Raw genomic sequence first — 25,742 nt, 5'->3', positions numbered from 1 at the left:
GGTAATTCGACTGAGTCGAATGTCGTTCCACTGGCGGAAACGTGGGGTTATCCTGCGAGCGTTACCACCGAGGCCGGCATCGCACGGCCCAGCGTCGCGGAAGGCCCAGCCGATGACCGTCCACACGGAACTGACCGGCACCACGTTCGTCGTCACGATCGACCGCCCGGACGCCCGCAACGCCATCGACCTGGCCACCGCCGAGGCGGTCGCCGCCGCGCTGGACGAGCTCGACGCGCGCGCCGACGTGACCACGGGGGTGATCACCGGCGCCGGGGGCACGTTCTGTGCCGGGATGGACCTCAAGGCGTTCCTCGCCGGGGAGCGGCCGTCGCTGCCCGGCCGGGGGTTCGCCGGCATCGTGCGTCGCCCACCGGCCAAGCCGCTCGTGGCCGCGGTCGAGGGGTACGCGCTGGGCGGCGGCTTCGAGATCGTCCTGGCCTGCGACCTGGTCGTCGCGGCGCGGGACGCGGTGTTCGGGCTGCCCGAGGTCACCAGAGGACTGCTGCCAGCGGGTGGCGGGCTGCTGCGCCTGCCAAGGAAGGTACCGGCGAACCTCGCGATGGAATGGATCCTCACGGGAGCACGCATCCCGGCCACGACGGCCCACGAGGTGCACCTGGTCAACCGGCTGACCGACCCCGGCGCCGCGCTGGCAGGCGCGGTCGAGCTGGCCGAGGCAGTCGGCCGCAACGGGCCGCTCGCGACCAGGGCGTGCAAGCAGGTCATCGCCGAGTCCCGGGACTGGCCGGAGGCGGAGTTCTTCGAGCGGCAAAGCCCCGTTCACGAGGCCGTCCGGTCCTCCGAGGACGCACGGGAGGGCGCGCTCGCGTTCGTGGAACGACGGAGTCCTCAGTGGGCGAACCGGTAAGCACGCTGACCACTGTGGACTTCGAGGGTGCCCGGCGTCCACTCCGGACACCTGTGACGAGGTCGTGACGAGTCCGTCCCTGACCCTGACCACACTCTGACGAGAGGACGACGATGTCGCGTAGTGCCGTGATCGTGGACGCCATCCGGTCACCGATGGCGAAGGGCAAGGCACCCAAGGACGGCAGGCCGGGCGGTGCGCTGTCGTCGCTGCACCCGGTCGAGCTGCTCGCGCAGGTGCTGGCGCAGCTGGTCGACCGCACCGGGATCGACCCGGCGCGGGTCGAGGACGTGATCACCGGCTGCGTGAGCCAGGTTGGCGAGCAGTCCGGCCCGGTCGGGCGGTGGGCGTGGCTCGCGGCAGGCCTGCCGGAGGAGGTGCCGAGCGTCACGGTGCACCGGGCGTGCGGCTCGAGCCAACAGGCGGCGGACTTCGCGGCGCAGGGCGTCATCGCCGGGGTCTACGACATGGTGGTGGCGTGCGGGGTCGAGTCGATGAGCCGCATCCCGATGTTCACCGCGCGGATCGGGATGGACCCGTTCGGGCCGTCCGTGGCGCGGCGCTACGCGCCGGGACTGGTCCCGCAGGGCGTGTCGGCCGAGCTGATCGCCGCCCGCTGGCAACTCGACAGGAACACCCTCGACGAGTTCGCCGCGAGCTCGCACACCCGCGCCGCGGCGGCCGACCGGACCAGCGAGATCGTGCCGGTCACGGTCGCGGACGGCACGGTCGTCGACCAGGACGAGACGATCCGGCCGCACACCACGGTGGAGAAGCTCGGCGCGCTCGGGCCCGCCTTCCGCACCGACGAGTTGGCGGCCCGCTTCCCCGAGGCGAACTGGCACATCACCCCGGGCAACTCGTCCCAGCTGACCGACGGCGCGGCGGCGGTGCTGATCATGTCGGAGGACAGGGCGGCGGAGCTCGGCCTCACGCCGAGGGCACGGTTCCACTCGTTCGCGCTCGCGGCGCAAGATCCGATCACCATGCTGACCGGCCCGCTGCCGGCAACGGAGAAGGTGTTGCGGCGCAGCGGTCTTGCGCTCGACGAGATCGACCACTACGAGGTCAACGAGGCGTTCGCGTCGGTCCCGCTGGCGTGGGCGCGGCACTTCGGCGCCGACCCGGCCCGGCTGAACCCACGCGGCGGCGCCATCGCGCTTGGCCATCCACTCGGCGCGTCCGGCGCGCGGCTGCTGACCACCATGCTCAACGGCCTGGAGGCCACCGGCGGCCGCTACGGCCTGCAGACGATGTGCGAGGCGGGCGGCATGGCGAACGCGACGATCATCGAACGGATCTGAGGTCTCTCATGGACATCACCGACATCAACGCGGTCGTCACCGGCGGCGCGTCGGGTCTCGGCCTGGCCACCGTCCGCCGCCTGCTGGACGGCGGCGCGGGCCTGGTCGTCATCGCCGACCTGGAAAGCTCGGCGGGCGAGACGATCGCCAGGGAACTGGGCGACCGCGTCCGTTTCGTCCCGGCGGACGTACGCGACGAGGCGGGCATGACCGCCGTGTTCGACGCCGCGGCGTCGACGGGTCCACTGCGGGCGGTCGTGCACTGCGCGGGCCGAGGCGGCCCGGTCCGCCTGGTCACCAGGGACGGACGGCCCGGCTCGCTGGAGACCTACACGGAGATCGTCAGTACCAATCTGGTCGGCACGTTCAACGTGCTGCGCCTGGCGGCGGCCAGGATGGCGACGAACGAGCCGGTCGACGGCGATCGTGGTGTGTGCGTGCTGACGGCGTCGGTCGCGGCCTACGAGGGACAGATCGGCCAGATCCCGTACGCGTCGTCGAAGGCCGGCATCGTCGGGATGACGATCGTGGCCGCCCGCGACCTGGCGAGCCGGGCGATCCGCGTGTGCACGATCGCACCGGGCACGTTCGACACCCCGCTGCTGGCCAGGCTGTCCGACGACGTCCGAGCGAGCCTCGCAGGGACCGTCCCCCACCCCAGCCGCCTCGGCCACCCGGACGAGTACGCGAAACTGGCGCTGGCCATCATCGACAACCCCATGCTCAACGGCGAGACCATCCGCCTGGACGGCGCCATCCGCATGGCCCCACGCTGACCGTGCACGGCGTCAGTGGCCCGGAACGGCCTCGGGCGGCACCTGGGTAGGGTGCCCGTAACCCACGAACGAGGAGACAACCGGTGCGGTCCCTGCGACCCGACGATCCTCGCCGGATCGGCGAGTACACCGTCATGTCGCGGCTCGGCCACGGCGCCATGGGCACGGTGTTCCTGGCCCGGTCCCGTGGCGGACGCCAGGTGGCACTCAAGGTGGTCCGCGCCGAGTTGGCCGACGAGCCGGGCTTCCGGGATCGCTTCCGCCAGGAGGTGGCGGCGATGCGCACCGTGGGAGGCTTCTGGACGGCGGCGGTGGTCGACGCCGACCCCGACGCCGCCGCGCCCTGGGTGGCCTGCGAGTACGTGCCCGGTCCCACGCTGCACGAGTACGTGTCGACGCGTGGACCGCTCGCGGTGCCCATGGCACGGGCCATGATCGCGGGCCTCGCCGAGGCGTTGCACGTCATCCACTCCGCCGGCCTCGTGCACCGCGATCTCAAACCGTCCAACGTGCTCCTCGCCGCCGACGGTCCACGAGTCATCGACTTCGGCATCGCCAAGGCGACCGGAGCCGCCGCCCTCACCTCGACGGGCATGCTGGTCGGCACCCCGGGTTTCCTCGCACCGGAACAGATCGAGGGACGGGACGCCACCGCCGCGAGCGACGTGTTCTCGCTCGGGGCCGTGGTCGTCCACGCCACCACCGGCGCGGGACCGTTCGGCGACGGCGACGCCGCGGGTCTGCTGTACCGGATCGCGCACACGCCGCCAGAACTGACGGCGGTGCCCGCCGAACTGCGCTCGCTCGTCGCACACTGTCTCGCGAGGTCCGGCGAACAACGGCCGACCCCCTCGGAGGTGCTCGCGAGGATCGGCTCGTTCGACCCCGTCGAGTGGGCGCCGGACCGCACGCCTGAGCAGCCGACCGCGCTGAAGGCCCCGGCCGCACCCCGTTCCCCGACACGCCAGTACACCCGGACCGCCCGGCCGGCACCCGACGACCACCGTCCCGCCGCGCCGCCGCCCCCTCCCCCCGCCGACCAACCGGACGCCGCCCGTGGCCGCGCCGTGTTCCGCACCTCGCGCAGGTCCGCCGTGCTCATGTGCGCCGCCGTCACGCTGGCCGCGCTGATGTCACTGGCCCTCTCGGACGGCGCAGGCAAAGGCGGCAACGGCGCGGTGTCGTTGCTGTTCCTCGTCGGGTTCGTGCTGCTGGCCGTGCCCGCCGTCCGCTACGCGCTGATCGCGGTGCGACCGCGGCGGTGGCTGGAGGTGTCGGACGAGGGTCTCGCGGTGGGCGCCGGATCCCGCGCGAACATCCTGTCCTGGTCCGAGATGGCCAGGGTGCGGGTGATCGAGGACAAACGCCGGCCGTGGCTCGTCGTCTGGATCACCGGTCCGGCCACCGGGAAGCGCGCCATCGGCCCCCTCTCCCACGGCGGCCACCGCGTGTTCCCCATCGGGCACGAACGACGCAAAGCCGCCCGAGACAAGGAGATCCGCGAACTGCGCGCGGCACTGGACTGGTATGCCAAACAGCTCCACGACCCGAACCCCTGACGCCCGGGGTCAGGCATGCACCCGCTGTTACGGAACACCGTTGTCCTCAATGAACAGCCACCGCGGAACCGGGCGACAGGCGTGACCGCGTCCCGCTGATCCACGGTGTGTCTCCTTCGCGCCCGCGGCGGCGTGAAAACGCGTCCTGATTCGATCGACCGTCGTACAAAGTCCGCCGTTGCCGAGCGTCGCCTACCTCTGGTTCTGCTACTTCCTCTAGAAACTGCTCGACGCCTACCCCACCGCACCCGTCGTCGCCGCCGTCTGCGACAACGGCAGCACCAACCACAGCGGAATCACCCGCGCTGGCTGACCGACCACTGTCCCGGGCCGCCCGCGGAAGTCAACGTGCGGTGCCGACCCGCCACCACGGCAAAGGCGCCGTGACAGTTCCGCCCGATGGGGCATCGGCAACCGCACCTCCGTCCGCCCCCGCGCTCGCTACCAATCGCGCCCCCGAACGAGACTCTTTGCGCTTGAAACCACACGGGGAGTGATTATGTCCGAACAGGCAACGGCAGTCTGGCAGTGGCTGTACGAGCCGCTGCAACGGTTGAAGCAGCGGTGCCGAGAGGAGCCGGGGTTGGCGTGGGAGGAACGGCTCCCGGAGTTCCTCGACTCGCTCGGAGTGTCGTCGGTGGATGACCACCCGGTGCTGCGGCGGCTGGTCGACGACGTGGAGCGCATCGCGGACGAGACAGAGCGGACCGAGTTCCTCGCTAACGACGTTCTCGACACGCACTTGTACGAGCTGGTGGAGCAGGTCGCCGCGGAGTACCCCGACCAGAGCGCTGATGCGGCGTACGGCGAACCGGCCGCCGAGGTGGAGTATGCCGAGCAGCAGGGCGCCGCGGCGCCGACGCTGGAGCAGGTCGTCGACCAGGCTGTGCGGGAGGTGGCGCTGCCGGTGCTGTCCGAGGTCGCCGCCGCCCGCCCCGAGCTGCTCGCCGACGTGCCCATCGCCGAACTCGCCGAGACCGTCGGGCGGCTCCTCGCCGCCCGCCTCGCCGCGGCATGACCCGCTCGAGAGAGGAGATTCCGTTGACAAACCGGCAAGAGCTCGACGGCCTGCTCGCCGCCACCCTCGACCGGCACGTCGCCGCGCAGCCCGCGCTGGTCGCCGACTTCAGCGCGGTGTTCGGCGCAGGCGCGGATGAGACCGCGGCGCAGTGGATCACCTACTACGTCACCCAGTACGCCGATGACATCGCGGGGCTGACCGCCGACGAAGACGCCACCGTCAACACGGCGCCGGCGGCCCCGGTACCGGTCGACCCCGCCGTCGCCGAGCTGCTGACGGACGTCCGCTCGATCGTGGACGACGCGGTGGCCGCGGTACCGGAGGCCGCGTTGCTCTCGCCCGAGGAGATCGACCAGATCCTGATGGAGGTTCTGGGAGAAGACGCCGAATGACCCCGCCAACCTACGTCGAGCCGAGAGGTGTGCCGCTGTGGAGATGACCGGTGAGAAGGAAGACTCCGGCGAGAGGCTCCGCCGCGAACTCCAGGACCGGCTCCGGGAAAAAGGCCTGAGCAAGACGGAGAGGAAGCTGATCCGCGCCCAGCTGGCGGCGGTCCCCAAATCAAATCCGCACAAGCGCGAGGACAAGGCGGCGCCCCCGAAGGAGACTCCGAAGGTCACCCCGCAGGCACAAGCCCGGCTGGACGCCATGGATCTCCGCGAGCAGAACAAGTTCATCATGGACCGACAGGGTGCGTACAAGGCGGCCTGGATCAAGTATTTCAGCAAGGACGGCAGCGACGTGGCCGCGTTCATGGGCGACGTCGCCATGCGCCTAAACGCCGGGATGGCCATCGCGGAGAAGGTGCTGTCCGTCGATCAACCCGACGACGCGCTCGTACACGAACTGGACGCGGTCGTCGCGGAGATCAACGGCACCGTGCGACCTGTGCTCGCTCAGGTGGAGGCGCTCCTGCGCGCCGAAGAAGCCGCGAGCGGCCACCAGGAAACCATCGGCGACCCGATGCAGGTACTGGACTCGTTGGAGGCCAGCTGCGACCCGAAGCAATGGGCGGACGCCGTCAAATATTCCGGGAACGGCAAGGTCGTCTACGGTTCCTCAGCCGTGCTCGCCAGGATCGCCAAACTCATCGACAGATACGTGGGGATGTGGAAAGGCATCAAGGGTGACGGCAACGACGAAGTTGCGCACAAGGTGCTCACCGCAATGAACCAGGTGCGGATGGAGATCGTCGAGGCCATCGCAGAATCCGGCGACGTGATGCTCATGGTGTGCTGCGCTCCGGGGACCGAGTTCCACAACCTGTTCAACAGGCTCGCGGCGCAGTCCTGCCGCTCGCACGACGTGACTATCTTCGCCGGCTGGTGGGCGAAGAACACCAAGAACAGTGACTAGTGTCGCGTGTCTGAGGTCTGTTTACAGTTGATCTTGGTGAGGAGTTCGTCTGCGGCCTTGGTCCAGGTGAAGGGTTTCGCGCGGTCGTTGTAGGCGTCGATGGTGTCTCTTGCGAACCAAGCCGAGTAGACACAGGAGAGGCGTCCAGCCCGCGGTACAGCCCAGACAGCCAGGTCGGACCTCGGCTCACGGCTTGCCGAGGATGTTCGCCTCCACGCGAGGTGCACAGTCCGCCACCGACGTACCGCGGCCCGCGACCACGGTGATGCCCGTTGGCCGCAGACACAGCTCCAGAACCCGCACTCGATCGCGGGGCGGCAGCGCCTCGTAGCGGCCACGGAGGTCCGGGTCGTCGAACAGGTCGTCGCCGCGGACGGTGAGGTGGCGGTTCGGGTCGCGGGCGCCGAAGTCGATCAGTTTGCTGTCCAGCTCGAGATTGACGCCGAAGGCGGCAACCCAGTCGAGGGCCTGGCCAGTGCACATCTCGAACACCTCGGCGAAGGTGACGGGTGTGACGATCGGGTTCAGGTACGCGTCCGCGTCCACAACGGACTGCACCGGCGTCGAGCCGCCGCCGTCCGCGGTCGGGCCGTAGCGGGTGCGGGACAGGCGAAAACCGAGCGCGTGGACCGTGTCGAGGTCGGGCATGGCGCCCGGCTTCTCGGCGAGCAGGTGCACGAGCTCGCGTTCGAGCATCCGGTTGTGCTCACCCAGCGCGCCGTAGAACCACAGGTACAGCAGGCCGTCCTCGACGAGGTGGTCGACTGCCCAGGTGAGACCGGCACGCGGGTCGGGCAGGTGGTGGAGCACGCCGGTCGACACGACGAGATCGAAACCGGTGTCCAGGTCGGCGTCGGGCACACTGCCGCGCACGAACCTGACGTTGGTCGCGCCGTGCCGGTCGGCCAGGTGCCGGGCCACGGTGAGCGACTGTTCGCTCGCGTCGAGACCGGTGAACCGTGCGTGCGGGTACTGCAGCGCGAGCGGGATCAGCCGGTGCCCCGTCCCGCAGCCGAGGTCGAGGACCTCCCAGCCGTCCAGCCGGTCGTCGTCGAGCATGCAGGCGACCCCGAACGCCGTGTCGTGGATCAGCGGGCCCGAGGGGTCCGGCGACGGATACGGGTATTCCTCGTACAGTTCGCGGGTCGCCGACATCAGCCGGTTCCTTTCTCGAACAGCACGCCGGCACTCCAGATCCGGCCGACCCGGCCCCATTCGGCGGCCGAGGCGACGTCCGGGAAGAATCCACGGCCGTTGTGGTTCGCGCTCGTGTTGCACAGCACCGGGATGCCGCTCAGCCGGTGGTACTCGCGCAGTACCACGGTCAGGGTCGGATCGTCGTCCGCACAGACGGTCTGCAGCCGCGCGGTGCCGTCAAGGTGCAGCACGGCGGGGATCCGGCCCTTCCAGTCGTCGCGCACGTGGTGGTCGAAGAGCATGTGCGGATCGGGCACACCAGGCTCGAAGATCCCGGGTGCGTGCTCGGTGAGACAGATCGGCGCGACCGGACGGTAGTGCTCCCGGCCCTTGACCTCGTTCAACAGGTCCTTCATCGACTGGTCCACCGCGGGAGCGATGATGCTGCGTCCGCCGAGCGCCCGTGGCCCCAGCTCGGCTCGCCCGTCGAGGAGCACGACCGGGTCACCGGTGCGGTGCAGGATCCCGGCGAGTTCCTTCGGGGAGCACGGGGTCGCTCGCCAGCCCGCCGGTGCCAAGGCCGGACCCAGCGCGGGCCCGGACCGGGGATGCCAGGTCAGCGAGGAGAGGCCGTCCCGCGCCGCGAGGTGGGCACACGCCGCGCCGATGGCCGATCCTGAGTCGTTCGGGAACGGTGGCACCCACACGTCGCGGAACAGCCGCTGCGCCCGCAGGGCACTGTTCCACTTGATGTTGAGTGCGCAGCCACCGACGAAGCACAGGTTCCACGGCCCGTCGCCGTACCACCCCCGCACGGCGGCGGTGACCCGTTCCACCAGCAGGTCCTCCAGGAACTGGTGGACGCTCGCGAGCACGTCGACGTCCGGTGCGTCGACGCGGGCCCGCAGGTCCCGGAAGAACGCGTGCACATGGGACAGCGACGGCTCCGCGTTGCTGCCCACGCCCGCGATCTCCGCCCGGTAGCGGGCCGCTTGCGGCGAACCGCCATCGAAGTGCTCGTGGAAGAGCTCGCGCAGCACCGCGAGCACGCCCTCCTGCGGTGAACCCATCGCGATGTAGGCCATCAGCTTGCCCGCGACCGACAGGTCGTCGACGGTCGTCGCCTCGTCCGTGCGCCGGAACGGTCCGAAGTGGTGGGCCGCGGACGCGTAGGTGTGGCCGATCAGCGGGAACAGCGCTCCGCCGTTCGTCACACCGTCCACCGGGTCCACGTGGTAGAGCCGGGGGAACAGCCCGCCGTCCCAGATCAGCACGAACGAGGGTTCTCCCGCGAACGGTGCCGTGCAGTAGGCGCTGGCGAGATGCCCTGCGACGTGCACGTAGCTGGTGAACGGCAGGGTCGCGCCACCGAGCCGGAACTCCCCAGTGTGCCCGGGCGCCAGCAGGTCGGTGACCGTGTCGTTCTCCCGGTACGGCGCCACCGTGAGGGTGAGGGGAACACCATCGTCGGTGACGGAGACCGACCCGGTCTCCCGGCCGTCCCAGCCGTCGATCACCCATTCGTCGACGTCGTCCGGGTGGTAGCCGAAGTCGCCGAGGATCCGCGCCACCACGGCCATGTCGTCGACCTGGCTGTAGCGCCGTCCGTTGTCCAGCTTCTCGACCTCGACGCTGAACACGAGCCTGCCGTCCTCGACGAGAGCGACGGCACCGTCGTGGGTGAGCTTCAGTCCGCAGACGATCACGTCGGCTCCCCCTCGATCTCGTCGAGCAGGCGGGTCAGCTCCGCCGGATCGACGTCACGCAGGTAATCGTCCACTGTGGAGTCCACTGTGGAGTCGACTGTGGAGTCGACCGGCGCCGCGACACCTGGCGCGACCCCGGGGGGTGCCGCGTCCATCGGAGGTGTGGCCGGCGCCGCGCCGCCGAGCTGGCCGACCTCCTCGGTCACCACCGCGCTCAGATGCGCGGCACTCGGGTTGTCGAAGACCTTCGTGACCGGGAGCTCGATCCCGTAGTGGTCGCGCAGACGCGCGACCAGCTGCAGCGCCATCAGCGAGTCGGCGTCGAACTCGAAGAAGTTGTCGTGCACGCCCACCCGGTCGAAGCCGAGGATCTCGGCCATCTCGCCGGTGACGACGCGCTCGACATCGGACCTCGGCGGCGAGTAGGGCACGCTGACGTCCGGCCGGGGGTAGCGCGACGACGGTCCAACGGGCCGGGCCTCCTGACTCGGTGCGGGAGTGACCACGACCGGTACCGGCGCGGCGGGTGGGGCGAGCGGGACCGGGTCGAGCCAGTACCGCCGGTGCTCGAAGGGGTACACCGGCAGGGATGTCCTGCGCCGCCGCGAGTGGCGCCACAGGGCGGTGAAGTCGATGTCCACACCCGCGGTCCACGCGGTGCCGACCGCCTGCAGGAACGTGCGCACCCCGTCGCCGCGCTTGCGCGGGTCGGCCTGCAGAGGCGCGGACGCCACCCACGTCCTCGGGGCCGCCAGCTCCAGCATGGACAGCAGCGTGGTGCCCGGACCGACGTCGAGCACCACGAGGTCCTCGACCGCCGCGAGGGTGGCGCACCCGTCGGCGAACCGCACCGGCTCCCGCAGGTGCCGCACCCAGTAGCCGGGGTCGGTGCACTCGTCCTCGGTGATCCAGTCACCAGTGACATCGGAGACGAACCGGATCGTGGGTGCCGACAGCTCGACCGTGTCGAGCACCGCGCGGTAGTCGTCGAGCACGGCGTCCATCACTGCGGAGTGGAACGCGTGGGAGACCGCGAGCCTGCGCACCCGGACCCGGTCGGCCTCGAGCCGTTCGACCACCGGGTCGAGCGCCTCCCACTGCCCCGACAGGGTCACGAGTTGCGGGCCGTTGACCGCGGCGAGATCGACACCGTCCACGAGGTAGGGCCCGACCGCCTCCGGCGCCAGCGGGACCGACACCATGCCGCCTGCGGGCAGCGCCGACATGAGGCGGGCGCGCTCGGTGACCAGCCGGATTCCGTCCTTGACGCTGAACACGCCCGCGACGACCGCGGCAACGTACTCACCGAGGCTGTGCCCGAGCATCGCGACGGGCTCGACCCCAAGGCCGCGCAGCAACGCGGTCGCCGCGTACTCGACCACGAACATCGCGGGCTGCGTGATCGCCGTGTCGCGCAGCCGTTCCGCCGCACCAGCGTCGCCCGGCGCCGCGGTCACCAGCAACTCGCGCAACTCGTCGCCGATCTCGCACGCGGTGAGGCACTCCTCCACCGCGTCCCGGTAGGCGGGGAACGCCTCGTAGAGGTGCGCCGCCATTCCGGGGTGCTGTGCGCCCTGTCCCTGGAACAGCAGCGCGACCCCACTGACGGCGTCACAGCGGCGGGTCGCGACCCGGGACGACCCGGAGGTGCCGAGCGCGTAGCTCGCGTCCTCCGGGTCGCGGACGGCGACCGCCCTGCGGTGCCGGAGCTGTTTGCGGCCCACCTGCAGCGTGTAGGCGACGTCCGCGAAGTCGGCACGCGGGTTCGCGGCGAGCCAGCGCACCAGGTTCTCGCTCATGGCTTCCAGAGCGGTCGCGGTGTGGGCGGACAGGAGCAGGAGCTGGCTGCCCCGGTCCGGGTCGCCGGCCGGCTGGTCCGGCGCCTGCTCGATGATCACGTGCGCGTTGCTGCCGCCCATCCCGATCGAGTTCACGCCGGCCCTGCGCGGCTCCGGTCCCGGCCAGTCGACCAGTTCGTTGTTCACGAAGAACGGGCTGTCCTCCAGCCCGAGCTGGGGGTTGGGCTCCTGGAAGTGCAGTGTGGGTGGGAGCATCCCGTGCCGCAGGACCTGCGTCGCCTTGATGAAGCTCGCCACGCCCGCGCCTGCGTCCAGGTGCCCGATGTTGGGTTTCACCGACCCGAGGGCGCACGTGCCGACGGCGTCGCTGGTCTCCCGGAACGCCTGCGTCATCGCGGTCACCTCGATCGGGTCACCGAGCGGGGTGCCGGTGCCGTGCGCCTCCACGTATCCGATGTCGTCGGCGGTCAGTTCCGCGGCGAGCAGGGCGCTCGCCATCGCCTTGGCCTGCCCGTGCACGCTGGGCGCGGTGAAGCTGACCTTGTTGGCCCCGTCGTTGTTGATCGAGGTGCCCTTGATGACGGTGTAGACGTGGTCACCGTCGGCGAGCGCCTCCGAAAGGTGCTTGAGCATGACGACGCCGGCGCCGTTGCCAACGACGCTGCCCGCGGACCCGGCGTCGAACGCCCGGCAGTGGCCGTCCGGCGAGGACGTGCCGCCCGGCACGTGCAGGTAGCCGGCGCCGAAGGGCATCCGGACGGACGAGCCGCCCGCCAGCGCCATGTCGCACTCGTCGTTGAGGATCGCCTGGCACGCCATGTGGATGGCGGTCAGCGAACTGGAACAGGCGGTTTGCACGGCGATGCTGGGTCCGGTCAGGTCGAGCTTGTAGGACACCCGCGCTGGCAGGTACTCCTTGTCGCCGCCGAGCATGATGTGCAGGTCGCTCATCACGTCGACGATCCGGCCGTTCGGGATGATGTTCATCGGCAGGTAGGTGTTCATCGTGCACCCGCCGTAGACCCCGATCCGGCCGTCGTAGCGGGCCGGGTCGTACCCGGCATCCTCGAGCGCGTGGTAGGACACCTCGAGGAAGTGGCGGTGCTGCGGGTCCATGATCTCGGCCTCGCGCGCGTTGTAGCCGAAGAAGGAGGCGTCGAACCCCTCGCCGTCGCGGAACACCCCGGCTGCCTTCACGTACTTGGGATTCGCCAGCAGGTCCGGTGCGACGCCCCGTGCGCGGAGCTCGTCGTCGGTGAAGAACGTGATCGACTCGACGCCTTCGCGCAGGTTGCGCCAGTACTGGTCGGGGTCGTCCGCCCCCGGCAGCCTGCACGCCATGCCGATCACGGCGATGTCGGCGGGAGTCGTCTCGTACTGGGTGGGCATGTCAGTCTCCTCGTCGTCGGTCAGCCTCTGCGCTGGCGTCCGCGCACGCGCCGGGCGGTGCCCAGCGACGGGGTTCTGCCGGTGGTGTCCATGGGGTCGGCGCGCACGGTCTCCAGGTAGGCGGAGAGGCTGCGCGCGGTCGGGTACTGGAAGAGCTTCGGGACGGACACGTCGATCGTGGTGGCGTCCCGAACGGACGCGGCGACCCGCGCGAGCAGCAGCGAACTGCCGCCGATCTCGAAGAAGTTGGCGTCCACGTCGAACTCGTGCAGACCGAGGACCTCACGCCAGATCCCGACGACGACCGGCAGGAGCCGCCCCGCCGCCCGCGACGACGTGTCGGGCCGGTCGGCCGCGGCGAGCAGAGCGCGGGTGTCGAGCTTGCCGTTCCTCGTCCTCGGCAGGGTGTCGAGCACGACGATCCGGGCGGGCATCATGTAGCCCGGCAGCCGCTCGGCGAGCGCGACCCGCAACTCGACGGCGTCGGCGGCACCGGTGACGTACGCCAGCAGGCGTGGGCCGTTCGCGCCCTGCGCGACGATCACCGCGCAGTCGGTGACCAGCGGCCGCAGCTGTGCCTCCACCTCACCTGGCTCGATGCGGTAGCCGCGGATCTTCACCTGATCGTCGAGCCTGCCGGTGATCACGAGCCGCCCGTCTGGAAGCACGCGGCCGCGGTCACCGGTGCGGTACATCCGGCCGTGCCCCAGCACGGTGTCGGGCAGGAACCGCGCGGCCGTCTCCTCCGGCCGGTTGACATACCCAGCGCCGACCCCGGGACCGCCGATGTACACCTCGCCGTACAGGGCCGGTGGCAACGGCCTGCGGTACCGGTCGAGCACGTACAGCCGGGCGAGACCGGTCGGCGTGCCCACCGGCAGCGCCGCGCCCTCTGGCGCGGTGTCCGGTGCGGTCAGGTACATGGCACAGTTGATGCTGGTCTCGGTCGGTCCGTACCCGTTGAAGACACGGCAGCCCGGCGCGAACAACGGGCGCACCCGTTCGACGACGGTGCTGGTGAGCATCTCCCCCGCGATCTGCACCACCTCGATCGTGTGCATCGGGGTGTCGCGCGCGGTCAGCTCGCGGATGAACGTTGGCGTCGCGTAGAGCGCGTTCGCACGGTCCCGCGCGAGGAACCCGCCGAAGCCCGCGGCCGAGTACCGCTCACCGGGCAGTGGCATGCAGATCGCGCCGCCGAACACGAGTACGGTCAGCAGCTCCTGCAACCCGACGTCGAAGGACAACGCGCAGGTCTGCGCCATCCGCATGCCCGGTCCGGCCGGGAACTCCCGCGCCTGCCAGCACAGCAGCGGCAGCACGCTGTCGTCGGTGATGACCACGCCCTTGGGCCTGCCGGTCGTGCCGGACGTGTAGACGACGTAGGCGACGGCGTTCCCGTCCCGCACGGCCAACCGCGCCGCGATGTCCACATCGGACTGTTCGCAGGACTGCTCCGGCTCCTCCCCGACCGGGAGAACATCGAGGGCCACCTCGGCCCCGGCGGCCAGGGCCGCGATCCGGCCGACGTCCTCCTGCGCGGCGAAGACGGCCGCCACGCCCGCGTCGGCGAGCATGAACCGCAGCCGCTCGTCCGGCAGGTCCGGCATCAACGGCAGAAAGGCGTAGCCGGCGCGCAGCGCGGCCACCATGCCCGCGACGAACCGGGGCCCGCCCTCGAAGAAGAGGGCCGCCACCGGTGTGGTGCCGTCCCGCGGCGCGGGTGGCAGGGCCGCGGCCAGCCGCGCCGTCCACGCGCCAAGCTCGGCGTAGGACCAGGTGCGGTCGCCGTGCACGACGGCGGGTGCGGCCGGGACCGTCCGGACCTGCTCGGCGAACCGGGCGGCGAGGGACGCGGTCCCGACCTCGACATCGCCCGGCAGGAGAACCGAACCCGGGCCGTGCCAGGTGGGCAGGTCGCGCAGGGGTTCCCGGGGCGCGCCCAGCGCCGCCGACACGAACGTGCGGAGGCTTTCCGCGAGGTGGTGTGCGGTGACCGGGTCGAAGACCTCGGTGCTGTGGTTGACGCGCACGACGAGCCCGTCACCGGTCCGGCCGAACGTCACGTCCAGTTCGGTGACCGCGGTCCGCACCGGCAACGGCCACGACCTGGCCGCGAGCGACCCGATCGCGGCCTCGGCCGCCTCGACCTCGAGCGCCAGTCCGGCGACCCCGTGCTGCCCTGGCGCGCCGTCGTCATAGAAACCACAGCTGACCTGGAACAGCGGTGACGGGTCGGCGCCGACGCCGAGCTGTTCCACCAGGCTCGGCAGCGGTACGCGTGCCCGCGCCAGCACGGTCACCAGTGCGTCGCGGCTGCACGCGACACGGTCGACGAGACTGTCCCCGCCGCCGTCCGCGTGGATGCGGACCGGCACGGTGTTGATCAGGTAACCGACCGCACCCGCGAGCCGGGAACCGGACCGCAACGCGACCGGCACGCCGACCACGATGTCGCCCTGCCCGCAGATCCGGTCGAGGAAGCCGTGATAGGCGGCCAGGAGCACGGTGTACGGAGTGGTGCCCAGTTCGGCGGCGAGCCGGTCGAGCGCGGCGCCGTCCCGCGCGTCGAACCGCAACGTGGTCGCGTCGCCGAGGAACCGGGTACCGGTGCCGCGTTCGCGGTCCCTCGGCAGGTCCAGGACGGGCGCGTCCCGCAGTTCGCCTGCCCAGGCGGCCAGCGCGGCCTGTCCTTCCTCGGAGGCAAGGTAGGCCTGCTCGGACGCGACCACGGTGGCCACGTCCGGCGCGGGTGGCAGCGGGGTGCCCTCGTAGAGGGCGCCGAGCTCGGCGCGGACCACGGCCAGCGAGTGCAGGTCCGAGACCAGGTGCGAGGCGACGATCAACAGGACCGGGCGGTGTCCGGTGCGGCGGAACAGGACGAGCCGGAACAGCGGGTCCTCCGCGAGGTCGACCGGCTTCGCGGCCTCGGCGGAGATGGCGGCGGCCAGGTCGCTGCCGGACTCGACGTCCCGCGCCGTGAACCACGCGTGGTCGGCCACGCCCCACTCGGCGCGCACGACGCGGTCGCCGTCGTGGCGGAAGCGGCTGCGCAACTGCCCGTGCCGGGCGACGAGGGCCATGGTCGCCGTGCGGAGCCGGTCCTCGTCGGGTTCCGGGGTGAGTTCGACGGCCCGCGCGAGCACGTACGCCGCCGCGCTGCCCTCGTTCCACTGGCTGAGGAACCACAGCGCCTGCTGGCCCCTGGTCACCTCCCAGGGCCCCGTGGCGCGGGGCGGTGCCTCGGCGGGGGGCAGGGCGGTGATGTCCCGCAGCGTGGCGCCCCCGAGCAGCGCGTCGAGGCCAGGGACGGTCCGCCCGGCCTCCGCCAGGATCTGCTGAATGTGCATGGCGCGCAGGGAATCCAGCCCGGACGCGGACAGCGGGCGGTCGTCGGCGAGCGAGCCTGCCGGCACCCCAAGGACCTCCGCGACCAGCTCGGCGACCGCACTCGGGTCGTCGTCGGCCGCGGTCGCCGCGCCGGGTCCGCCGAGGACCACGACCGGCAACTCAGGGTCCCGAACCGTGGACTCGCGGGTTCTGAACCGTGGACTCGCGGGTTCTGAACCGTGGACTCGCGGGTTCTGAACCGTGGACTCGCGGGGGTTGCTGGTTAGTTCGCCTGCCACATAGCGGTCCCGGCACGCTGCCCTGCGCACCTTCCCGCTCGTGGTCCTCGGCACCCCGGCGGGTTTCACGAGCACGACCTCGCTGACGGCGAGTCCGTGCTCCCTCGCGACCGCCTGGCGGATCCGGTCGGTCAGACCGTCCGGGTCGGGCACTGTGCCACGTGCCGCCTGGACGACGACGAGCCGGTCGTCATCGGTGGTGAACGCGGCGCCGGCACCCGGCACGAGACGCGGTTCGACCGCCTGGACCGTCGCCTCAACGTCCTGCGGGTGGTGGTTGCGCCCTCGGATGATCAGCAGGTCCTTCACGCGACCGGTGACGAACACCTCGCCGTCACGCGTGTACCCGAGATCCCCGGTGCGCAGGAACGTCCTCGGGTCGCCGGGCAACGCGGCCCGGAAGGTCTCCTCGGTCGCGGCCGGGTTGCGCCAGTACCCGCCCGCGACGTTCGGACCGTGCACCCAGAGCTCGCCCTCGGTCCCGTCCGGCACGGCGGCGCCGTCCAGGACGACCACCACGTCGGTCACCGCGGCGCCGCAGGACACGTGCGGCTCGACCCTCGGCGGCCGTCCCGCGCTGGCGCTGACGAGCAGCGTGGCCTCCGCGAGACCGTAGCAGGGCACGAGGCTCTCGGCGCGGAACCCGCTCGGGGCGAAGGTCTCGGCGAACGCCGCCAGCACGCGGGGGTTCACCGGCTCGCTTCCGTTGCACGCGACCTGCCAGCTGGACAGGTCGAGGCCGGGCAGCTGGTCGGCGCTGACGCGCCGCACGCACTGGTCGTAGCCGAAGTTCGGTGCGGGTGAGACGGTGCCCCGGTACCGGCTGATCGCTCGCAGCCAGCGGGCAGGCTCACGCAGAACGGTCTCCGGCGGCATGAGTACGGCGGTAGCGCCGAGGTACAGCGAGTGGAGCACGCCGCCGATGAGGCCCATGTCGTGGAAGAACGGCAGCCAGCTCACGACGACCGCGTCACCGCCCTGCCCGAACGCCTCCCGAATCTGTTCCTGGTTGGCCATCAGGTTGTGATGGCTCACCATGACGCCGCGGGGCGAGCCGGTCGAGCCCGACGTGTACTGCAGCAGCGCGAGGTCCTCGGGAGCGGGGACGGGCCGGTCCTCGTCGGCGGGGCCTGCATCGTCGCCGAGGTCACGTACCTGCTCGGCCGGCCACCCGCCGCGCAGCCACTCCGCGACGTCCGCGTCCGGGAAGTCGGTCAGCACCAGGGCGACGTCCGCGTCCCGCAGGATCGCGGCCAGCCCCGCCGTTGAGGCGCCGTGCGCGACCGGCGCGGCGACGGGCACCGCGACGCGACCGGCGTGGAGCACGCCGAGGAAACCGGCGACGAAGTCCAGCGAAGGGGTGTACAGGAGCGCCACCCGGTCGCTGTCGACGGTGCGCCGCCGCACGTGCCGGGCCACCCGGACGACTTCGTCGTGCAGCAGGCCATAGGTGAGCCGCGCGGTCTCGGTCTCCCCGTCGCCGAGGAGCCGGTACGCGACCGCGTCCGGCCGGTCCCGGTGCCATTCGGCGAGCCTGTCCAGCAGGGTGTCCTGTGTGGACAGAGGGGTGCCGGTCATGAGTTCCTCCCTGTGTTCGCGGGACTGGCCTTTCGGTAGCCCGCGGCCTGCAGGTCATAGAGGCGGGCGTAGGCACCGCGAGCGGCACGGAGATCGTCGTGCGTGCCGACCTCGGTGACCCGGCCCGCGTCGAGGACGACGATCAGGTCGGCGTCTCGGACGCTGGAGAACCGGTGGGACACGAGCACCGTGACGGCCCCTGTCGTGGCGGCGCTCGCGCGGGCGGCGGCGGCGTGGCGGCTCAGCAGCGCGCGCTCGGTCTCGGCGTCGATGGCCGACGTCGGTTCGTCGAACACAGCCAGCAGCGGGGCGCGGCGCATCATGCCGCGTGCGAGACCGATCCGCTGCCACTGACCGCCGGACAGCTCGGTACCGCCGGGGAAGCTGTGACCGAGCTCGGTCTGCGTGCCGGCCGGGAGCGCGGCGACGACGGCGTCCGCGCCCGCGCGTGACAGCGCCGCCGCGACCGCGGCGCCGTCGGCCAGTTCGGGCAGGTACCCGACGCCGACCGACTCCCGCAGCTCGAGTTCGAGGCGGGCGAAGTCCTGGAACAGTCCGGTGGTGCTCGCGCGCCACGCGGCGGCGCCGATGTCGGCGAGCGGGATGCCGTCGACGAGGATGTCGCCGCTGTCCGGCTGGTACATGGCGGTCAGCAGCGCGACGAGCGTGCTCTTGCCGCTGCCGTTCTCACCGACCAGGCCGACGACGCTGCCCGAGGGCAGGTGCAGGTCGACACCGGCGAGCACCTCGGTCACGGCGCCCGGGTAGCGGAACCGCAACCCCCGCACCGTGATCCCGTCGCGTACCGCGTCCGGGGGCGTGACGCCACCGGGCAGGTCGGCCGGTGGCGTCGTGTCCCGCAGCCACACCAGCCTGCGCCCGGCCGCCGCGCACCGGTTGACCAGGCCGGTGAACCGGACCGTCTGCGTCATCTGCAACACGATGCTGGTGAGCAGCATGAGCACCATGACGACGTCACCGATGCCGACACCACCGCGGGCGGCGCTCACGACGACCAGCAGGCCGGCACCGGCGTACCCGGCGGTGAACACCAGCCAGCCCAGCGCGGACAAGGCGAACGCGCGGCGACCGGCCCGGTCCAGCAGCCGGTCGGCGGCCGCGCCGAGAGCGGTGTGCCTGACCAGGACCTCGTGCTGGAGCCCGTGCACACGCAGCTCCCGCGCAGGCGCCGCGGTGGTGGCGAGCGTGAACAGGTGCCGCGCTCGCCTGCCGTCGGCGGCCGTGGCGGTGAGCGCATCCTGCCGGACGCGCTCTGCACCGGCGCTCGCCAGCAGTGCCGGCACGGCGAACACCACCACCAGCAGCAGCCACGGACTGACGGCGGCGAGCAACACGACGGTGCAGAGCGCACGCAGTGCGGCGCCGGCGAGCAGGGCGAGCACGTCCGCGCTCTCGGCGAGGCTCACCTGCTCGGTGGACAACACCGAGACGGTGTCGAGGTGGTCGCGACGCTGCTGGTGGCCGATCCCGGCGGGGCGCAGCGACAGCTCGACCAGCTCGCGGTCGACGGCGTGACCGGCCTCGGTCATCACCCGATGCGCGAGCCGGACACCGGCCAGGCCCGCGACGAACCCAGCCGCGTTCACCGCCGCGATCGCCGCGCCAACCGCCATCGCCGTCGGCACGTCGTGCCCGGCGGCGTCCACGACCAGTTTGATCCCGTACGCGGTGCACACGAGCGCGAGTGGCCGCAGGGTGAACAGCACCATGCAGCCGATGGCGGCGGGACGGTCGGCGCGCAGGCACAACCCGACCGCGGCCGCGAGGCCGCGCAGCCGGTCAGAGCTCACGTCCGCCCACCTCCTCGCCGTCGAGGAAACTCCTGGCCTGGAGGCGGAACAGCCGGGCATACTCGCCGCCTGCGGCGACCAGGGTGTCGTGGTCACCGTCCTCGGCAACGCGCCCGTCACGCAGCACCACGATCCGGTCCGCGCGGCGGACGGTCGCGAACCGGTGGCTGACGAGCACCGTGGTCAGCTCCCGCGGTCCGGCAAGGAGGGTGGCGGAAAGCTCCGCCTCGGCACGTACGTCGAGCGCCGCGGTCGGCTCGTCGAGCACCAGCAGGTTCGCACCGTGGCGGACCGCGAAGAACGCACGGGCGAGCGCCAGCCGCTGCCACTGCCCGCCGGAAAGCCCTGCCTCGTCGGCGATGGCGCGGTGCCCGAGCACACCGTCCACCCCCGCCTGCCGGGCGGCGGCGACGACACCGGCGTGGTCGGCGGCGTGGTCCGGTGCGCCGAAGGCGATGGCCTCCCACGGCGTCAGCTCGTAGCGGGTGGCGTCCTGGAACACCACCGCGATGCGCCGCCGCCACGCCGAATGATCCACTGTGGACAATGGAACACCATCGACGAGGACGTGGCCGCTGTCGGGTTCGTACAGGCCACACAACAGGTTCACGAGCGTGGACTTGCCCGCCCCGTTGAGCCCGACGATCGCCAGTGACCGCCCCGCCGGGATGTCGATGGTGAGCCGGTCGAACACGGGCCGGTCCCGGCCGGGGTAGGTGAACGTCACGTCCGCCAGGCGGATCCCGTCGGTGAGCGGCGGCGGCGGGCGGCCTGCACCGGTCCTGGCGGGCAGGACCGCGGCCTCGATGCGGGCGGCCAGTGGGACGGCCACCGTGCCGTTGGCGATCGTGAGGTTGTCCGGGCTGGCGACGAGGATGCCCACCACCCCGAGAACCGCGCCCGCGTACGCCACAAACTCACCGGTGCTGATCGAGCCGCCTGCCACCGCCGCCGCGAGCCAGCAGTACACGGCGAGCTGTGCCAGCAGCGTGCCGGCACCGAGCACGGGCACGAGCCACCACCGGCCGCCGCGCGGCGCGGCGGCGACGACGAGCCACTCCCGGTGGAACCGCTGGTCCACCCAGCAGGCGAGGCCGAACAGGCGCAGGTCCTTGGCGTTGCCGGGATCGAGCGCCATGCCGCGCAGGTAGTTCGCCCTGCGCAAGGCCGTCGGCGCGGAACCCAGCGCCCGCGCCCCGGCCCGGTAGTCCGCCACCGCGCCTGCGGTGAGCGCCGCGAACGCGGCGAGCAGCCCGAGGCCGAGCCACCAGTGGAACCCGGCGAGGACCACGGCGCAGCACACGCCCTGCAGCCGGATCGTGCCGACCGCGACCGCGGCGACCAGCGCGTCGCGCGCGGTGGCCTTCGTGACGCCTGCCTCGGCGACGCCGGACACCAGCGCGAGCGTGTCCCGGTCACCGAGGTGCCCGATGCCGTCCGGGGTCAGGCACGCGTTGAGCACGCGGTCCCGGAGACGGCGGTCCAAACGGCGGCCGAGCGCGTCGGCGAGCTGGGTCGCCAACGGGTCGAGCAGCTGCGCCACCACGAACAGAACACCGACCACCGCGGTCGCGACCGCGGCGTCGCGGGCCGGGGTGCCAACGTCGAGCAGCGCGTCAGCGAGTCCGCCGACCGCGAGGACCAGCACGGCGGGGATGGCCCCCGCCGCCAGCACCACCGCGGCGAGCGCGGCGGTGAGCCCGCCGTGCGCCCGTGGCAGCTCGCGCAGCATCGCGCCAAGCGGGGAGCCGGTCATGCGGCGCCACGCGGGCGGAGGGGCTGGGGTGGTCGGTGTTCCCGGCGTCACGGCACCGGCTCGCTCGCCAGGTCACGAAGCCGGGCGAGGTGCTCGAGGTGGTCGAGCACGGTCTCGGCGGGCAGCCCGAAGTCGATCAAGCAGGCGATCTCGTCGACGCCGGCGCCGGTGAGGCGGCGCACCATGGGCAGTGCCTCGGCCGGGGTGCCGAACAACCCGTGGCTCGTGAAGTAGCGCTCGAACGCGAGCGCCGCCAGCGCGTCCTTGTCGGCCTGCGTGACCCGGTCGGGGTCGATGGACAGGTCGGTGCTGCGCGCGAGCTTCTCGTACAGGTTGATGTGCGCGCGCAGGTAGGCGGTGAGGGGCTCCCGCACCATCGCGCGGACGTCATCGGTGTCCTTGCCGATGAACGTGTGCACCATCGCGGTCACCGTGTGGTCGGCGGGGTCACGGCCGTGCTCGCGCAGCGCCTCGTGGTAGACCCGCACCCGGTCGGCGACGTCGGCGACGCTCTGCTCCACCAGCCCGGTCAGCACGTGGAGACCGAGTTCCGCGCCGGTGCGCCAGGTCTGCTCGGACGACGAGCTGGTGATCCACATCGGTAGCGTGCCGGTGTCGGGGTTGGGGAAGGTGCGGAACGAGATCTCCTTGCCGGCGCCGTCGACCCGCTGGATCCGGCCGCCCGCGAGCAGCTCGCGGAGGACGGCGAGGTGGTCGACGAGGACCTCCTTGCGCTTCTCGTAGTTGTCCGGCTGGAACACGAAGTCGTTGGCGTGCCAGCCCGACGCGAGCGCGATGCCCGCGCGGCCACCGGAGATGTTGTCCACGACCGCCCAGTCCTCTGCGACCCGGACCGGGTCGTGCAGCGGCAGTACGACACTGCCCGCCCGGATCCGCAGGCGTTCGGTCGCGGTCGCGAGCGAGGCGGCGAGCACGGCCGGGCTCGGATACGGGGCGCCGAACGAGTCGAAGTGACGTTCGGGCACCCACAGCGCCTCGAACCCGTTACGGTCCGCGAACCGGGCGCAGTCCAGCATCATCCGGTACTGCTCCCGGGTCGCACGCCCGTGACCGGTGCCGAAGAAGAACAGGCTCCACCTCGGCCCCTTCCGGCTCGGTTCACCCTCCGCCGCGCGTCCGGCGGCCTGGAGCCGGTCGCGGAGCCGCCGCCGCTGGTCGGGGCTGAGGGCCGCGAGGCGTCCGCTGAGATCGTCACCCACGTGTGCGCCTTTCCTTGCCAGCCTGTCCCGCAGGAGCGTGAACAGGGTCGACTCGTGACTGTGGACGAAGAAGTGGTCGCCATCGACCTGCGTGAACTCGAAGTCGTCCCCGGTCTTGTCCGCCCACCGGCGCATGTCGTCCGCGTCGACGGCGCGGTCGTCGACGCCGTGGATGGCGGTGACCGGCACCCCGGTCAGCACCGCGCCGTCGTCGACGTGGTTGCCGGTGACCGCGAAGTCGGCGCGCACCGAGGGCAGCAGCAGCCGCATCAGCTCCTCGTCGCGCAGGACCTGCGGCGGGATCGCGCCGAGTTCCTCCAGCCGTGCGGCGAACTCCGCGTCCGGCAGGTCTTCGCCACTGCCGCTGCCGCTGTCGCGGTCGATGACCGAGGACGGGGACGGGTAGGACGCGACGAAGAGCCGTACGGGCGGCCGGGACCGCGCGGTGAGCACGCGGGCCGTCTCGAACGCCACGTGGGCGCCCATGCTGACGCCGAACAGCGCGTATGGCCGGTCCAGCAGCGGGAACATCGCCTCGCTCAGTGCCGCCACGAGGTCGGGCATCCGGGTGAACGGCGGCTCGGCCAGCCGTCCGAGCCTGCCGGGCAGGCGCACCGGAACGACCTCGACGTGCGGCGCGAGAAGCCGCTGCCAGTGCCGGAACGCGGTCGCGTTGCCCCCTGCGTAGGGCAGGCAGAACAGGCGGACCGGTGCGTCCACAGTGGACTGGGGGAACCAGGGCGCGGTCATCGGCGGCTCCTCCGCGGCGAGGTGAGGTCGACGAGCCCGCCCGCGAGCCAGCGCGGCAGCATGGCGCGGTACCCGGCGGACAGCGGGTCACCGGACTGCCCACCCGGCCAGCTCACCCGGAACACCCCCGCGGCGGGGTCGCTCACCATGCGCATCGCCGCGCCGAACCCCGCGGCCGAGGCGTCGACCGACTGCTGGCACCCGGCTCGTGGGAGGTCCGGCTGGTCGATGGCCCAGTGCAGGCGCGGCAGCACCGGGGAGAGCGGGTGGCGAAGGCCAAGGCGGTTGACCGAGCCCCACGGCATTTCCGGCGCTCCTGGGCCAAGACGCCGTTCCAGGTAGACGGTCGCCGCGCGCACCGCCCAGCGCAGCAAGTGGGGCCAGTCGCGAAAGCCGGCGGGAGCCGTCGCCGGGTCGGCCTCGGCGACGATCTCCGCGAGTTCACCATCGAGCGCGGCGAGAGAGGTCGGCCCGAACAGCTCCGCCGTCGGCGTGCGGGGCGCGAGCCCCGCCATGGCCTTTCCCCGCACGAGGCGGTGCAGCAGTACGAGGTAGTGCAGGCCACGCGCGTGCACGTCGGCGCTGCCGTCCCAGCTCGCGACCGCGGCCGCGACCCTCGGGTGCGTTTCGAAGTAGGGCAGGAAGACCGTGCGCCACGGCCGGTAGAACGCGGCGTCCACATCGGACTGGACGGCCGGGGCGGAATGGCCTGCGCGCAACAGGTCGGCGATGCGCCGGGCGCGGTGGTGCGGGTAGGCGTTCTCGGCTACCGACCGCCCGTCCGGCAGCGCCACCGCCGGGTCGCAGTTGGCGGTGACGAGCACCCGTCTGCCGATGACCTTCGGCACGTCGCCCGGCGGCACGACACCGCTGCCACTCCCCCGTCGCACGAGCCGGCCCGCGATCGTCCACCCGGACCCACCGTGGCGGTCGGTCACGAGCAGGTGCACCGGCGGGGCACCGGACCCCGCGGCGACCTCGCAGGCCGCCTCGGCGGTCTCGCACCCCACGAGATCGGCAAGGCCCAGCTCGACCCCGCCCGGTTCGAGCGCGAGCCAGCGCAGGACCGATCCGTCGGACAGGACCGGTCCCGCCGCCGCCAGCCGCACCCGGATCCGCGCTGTCCTGGTGCCCGCGGTGAGCACCTCGTCACGGTCCACGACAGTCGCCGTCCCCGGCGCACCGGCCGGGATCCGTTCTCCGGTGCGGCCGCACAACCGGGTCAGTCCCCACGACACGCCGGTGGTGGTGCCTGCGAGGAACACCGGCAGCCCGGGGCGCAGGAACCCGCGCACGCCGGTGCCCTCGATCGTCGCCCCCGCCGCCACCAGGGTGTTCGGGACCCCGAGCGCGAGATGGATGTCGTTGGCGAGTTCGGTGCCCGCCACCCAGCTGTTCGACCCGGCCGCGGGTTCCTGCCGCAGCGGTGTGTCCTCGGCCTGTTCGGCGCGGGCGGCGGCGAGGACCCGGCGGAGGAGGTCAGCGGCCGAGCGGTCCCCCCGCTCGGTGCCGTCAAGCGCGGTCGTGATGCCCGGTGACCGGTCGACGAGGTCGCCGCCGCCGGGGGCCAGGTGGTCGAGCCGGTCACGCAGTTCGCCGCTCGCCGGATCGGTGAGCTGCGCGAACATGTCCTGCGCGACGAGCACGGAGTCGGCCGCCGTCCAGGGCCTCGGCGCCGCGCCGAGCACCGCGTACTCCCACGGCGTCGCCCGCGCGAGCAACGCGTTGACCCCGTCGGCGTACGCGTCGAGGACCGCGCGCTGGCCCGGAGGCAGGGCAGCAACGATCTTTCCGGCGTAGAAGGCGAACCCGATGCGCCTGACCCGCGCGTCGTCGTCGAGCACCCGCTCACCGAGCAGCTCGTGGAGCGTCCCGGCCGTCCGCCTGCGCGCGAGGTCCATGGCGAACCCGTGTGAGCGGGCGGTCGCGACCCCGAGCGCACGCCACACGGCAGTGGTGGTGCCCGCCGCCCACGGCACCCCGAGCCGGTCGGTCGCCAGCCCCGGCGCGAGCTCCCGCACCGCGGCCGCCGCGTCGCGGTGGAACCGCCACATCGCCGCGAGCGCGGTCGTCTCCACTC

Annotated in this window: 15 protein-coding genes; 7 read left to right on the top strand and 8 right to left on the bottom strand. The window is 72.0% G+C overall.

What is annotated here, in order from left to right; translation table 11 throughout:
• Nucleotides 1-112: 112 nt before the first annotated feature.
• From WBA97_RS29250 to WBA97_RS29220, 7 genes are all read left to right on the top strand, one after another.
• Entirely contained in the window at nucleotides 113-871 is a 759-nt protein-coding gene (locus WBA97_RS29250) for a crotonase/enoyl-CoA hydratase family protein (protein WP_424234177.1), read from the top strand.
• A gap of 113 nt (nucleotides 872-984) precedes the next feature.
• Nucleotides 985-2,175: a thiolase family protein gene (locus WBA97_RS29245; RefSeq protein ID WP_424234176.1), complete on the top strand. Its 1,191-nt coding sequence runs from the start codon at nucleotides 985-987 to the stop codon at nucleotides 2,173-2,175.
• 8 nt (nucleotides 2,176-2,183) lie between these two features.
• Entirely contained in the window at nucleotides 2,184-2,951 is a 768-nt protein-coding gene (locus tag WBA97_RS29240; RefSeq protein ID WP_424234175.1) for an SDR family NAD(P)-dependent oxidoreductase, read from the top strand.
• An 83-nt stretch (nucleotides 2,952-3,034) separates the two neighbouring features.
• Nucleotides 3,035-4,510 (top strand): serine/threonine-protein kinase, encoded by a 1,476-nt coding sequence (locus tag WBA97_RS29235; protein ID WP_424234174.1) that lies wholly within the window; start codon nucleotides 3,035-3,037, stop codon nucleotides 4,508-4,510.
• 499 nt (nucleotides 4,511-5,009) lie between these two features.
• A complete protein-coding gene (locus tag WBA97_RS29230; protein WP_424234173.1) occupies nucleotides 5,010-5,528 on the top strand; it encodes a hypothetical protein in 519 nt (172 codons plus the stop codon).
• A 23-nt stretch (nucleotides 5,529-5,551) separates the two neighbouring features.
• On the top strand, nucleotides 5,552-5,923 hold the full coding sequence (locus WBA97_RS29225) for a hypothetical protein (protein WP_424234172.1): 372 nt from the start codon (nucleotides 5,552-5,554) through the stop codon (nucleotides 5,921-5,923).
• 43 nt (nucleotides 5,924-5,966) lie between these two features.
• A complete protein-coding gene (locus WBA97_RS29220; protein WP_424234171.1) occupies nucleotides 5,967-6,887 on the top strand; it encodes a hypothetical protein in 921 nt (306 codons plus the stop codon).
• 186 nt (nucleotides 6,888-7,073) lie between these two features.
• Here the strand turns inward: WBA97_RS29220 and WBA97_RS29215 are convergent, their stop codons facing one another.
• The 8 genes from WBA97_RS29215 to WBA97_RS29180 all read right to left on the bottom strand — a co-directional run.
• Complete coding sequence (locus tag WBA97_RS29215) at nucleotides 7,074-8,042, bottom strand: class I SAM-dependent methyltransferase (RefSeq protein WP_424234170.1); 969 nt, start codon at nucleotides 8,040-8,042, stop codon at nucleotides 7,074-7,076.
• A complete protein-coding gene (locus WBA97_RS29210) occupies nucleotides 8,042-9,730 on the bottom strand; it encodes a carbamoyltransferase N-terminal domain-containing protein (protein WP_424234169.1) in 1,689 nt (562 codons plus the stop codon). Before WBA97_RS29210 ends, WBA97_RS29215 begins: the two co-directional genes overlap by 1 nt.
• Nucleotides 9,727-12,918 carry a type I polyketide synthase gene (locus WBA97_RS29205; protein ID WP_424234168.1) on the bottom strand — a complete coding sequence of 1,064 codons (3,192 nt, stop codon included), beginning with the start codon at nucleotides 12,916-12,918 and terminating at the stop codon, nucleotides 9,727-9,729. The genes WBA97_RS29210 and WBA97_RS29205 overlap by 4 nt, the downstream gene beginning before the upstream one ends.
• A gap of 20 nt (nucleotides 12,919-12,938) precedes the next feature.
• Nucleotides 12,939-18,125, bottom strand: a complete 5,187-nt coding sequence (locus WBA97_RS29200; RefSeq protein ID WP_424234167.1) for an amino acid adenylation domain-containing protein — start codon at nucleotides 18,123-18,125, stop codon at nucleotides 12,939-12,941.
• The gene (locus tag WBA97_RS29195) at nucleotides 18,122-19,936 is read right to left on the bottom strand and encodes an ABC transporter ATP-binding protein (RefSeq protein ID WP_424234166.1); all 1,815 of its coding nucleotides are present in this window, start codon (nucleotides 19,934-19,936) and stop codon (nucleotides 18,122-18,124) included. The genes WBA97_RS29200 and WBA97_RS29195 overlap by 4 nt, the downstream gene beginning before the upstream one ends.
• Nucleotides 19,926-21,692, bottom strand: coding sequence for an ABC transporter ATP-binding protein (locus tag WBA97_RS29190; protein ID WP_424234165.1), 1,767 nt, complete (start codon nucleotides 21,690-21,692; stop codon nucleotides 19,926-19,928). The genes WBA97_RS29195 and WBA97_RS29190 overlap by 11 nt, the downstream gene beginning before the upstream one ends.
• Before the next feature lie 47 nt (nucleotides 21,693-21,739).
• Nucleotides 21,740-23,662, bottom strand: a complete 1,923-nt coding sequence (locus WBA97_RS29185; protein WP_424234164.1) for a MupA/Atu3671 family FMN-dependent luciferase-like monooxygenase — start codon at nucleotides 23,660-23,662, stop codon at nucleotides 21,740-21,742.
• Nucleotides 23,659-25,742 (bottom strand): penicillin acylase family protein (locus WBA97_RS29180; protein ID WP_424234163.1); only part of this gene is annotated, 2,084 nt, incomplete at its 5' end. The genes WBA97_RS29180 and WBA97_RS29185, both read right to left, overlap by 4 nt.

Origin of the sequence: Actinophytocola sp. (genome assembly GCF_049647105.1) — a bacterium.
Lineage (GTDB): Bacteria > Actinomycetota > Actinomycetes > Mycobacteriales > Pseudonocardiaceae > Actinophytocola.
The sequence above is the reverse complement of the archived record's forward strand: the minus strand, read 5'-3'. Positions and strand labels throughout refer to the sequence as shown.

What these genes read in the sequence shown, in the direction of transcription:
- WBA97_RS29205 (WP_424234168.1), bottom strand. Translation starts at nt 12,918, where the DNA reads ATGCCCACCCAGTACGAGACGACTCCCGCCGACATCGCCGTGATCGGC.
- WBA97_RS29215 (WP_424234170.1), bottom strand. Translation starts at nt 8,042, where the DNA reads ATGTCGGCGACCCGCGAACTGTACGAGGAATACCCGTATCCGTCGCCG.
- WBA97_RS29190 (WP_424234165.1), bottom strand. Translation starts at nt 21,692, where the DNA reads ATGACCGGCTCCCCGCTTGGCGCGATGCTGCGCGAGCTGCCACGGGCG.
- WBA97_RS29250 (WP_424234177.1), top strand. Translation starts at nt 113, where the DNA reads ATGACCGTCCACACGGAACTGACCGGCACCACGTTCGTCGTCACGATC.
- WBA97_RS29245 (WP_424234176.1), top strand. Translation starts at nt 985, where the DNA reads ATGTCGCGTAGTGCCGTGATCGTGGACGCCATCCGGTCACCGATGGCG.
- WBA97_RS29200 (WP_424234167.1), bottom strand. Translation starts at nt 18,125, where the DNA reads ATGACCGGCACCCCTCTGTCCACACAGGACACCCTGCTGGACAGGCTC.
- WBA97_RS29185 (WP_424234164.1), bottom strand. Translation starts at nt 23,662, where the DNA reads ATGACCGCGCCCTGGTTCCCCCAGTCCACTGTGGACGCACCGGTCCGC.
- WBA97_RS29220 (WP_424234171.1), top strand. Translation starts at nt 5,967, where the DNA reads ATGACCGGTGAGAAGGAAGACTCCGGCGAGAGGCTCCGCCGCGAACTC.
- WBA97_RS29240 (WP_424234175.1), top strand. Translation starts at nt 2,184, where the DNA reads ATGGACATCACCGACATCAACGCGGTCGTCACCGGCGGCGCGTCGGGT.
- WBA97_RS29230 (WP_424234173.1), top strand. Translation starts at nt 5,010, where the DNA reads ATGTCCGAACAGGCAACGGCAGTCTGGCAGTGGCTGTACGAGCCGCTG.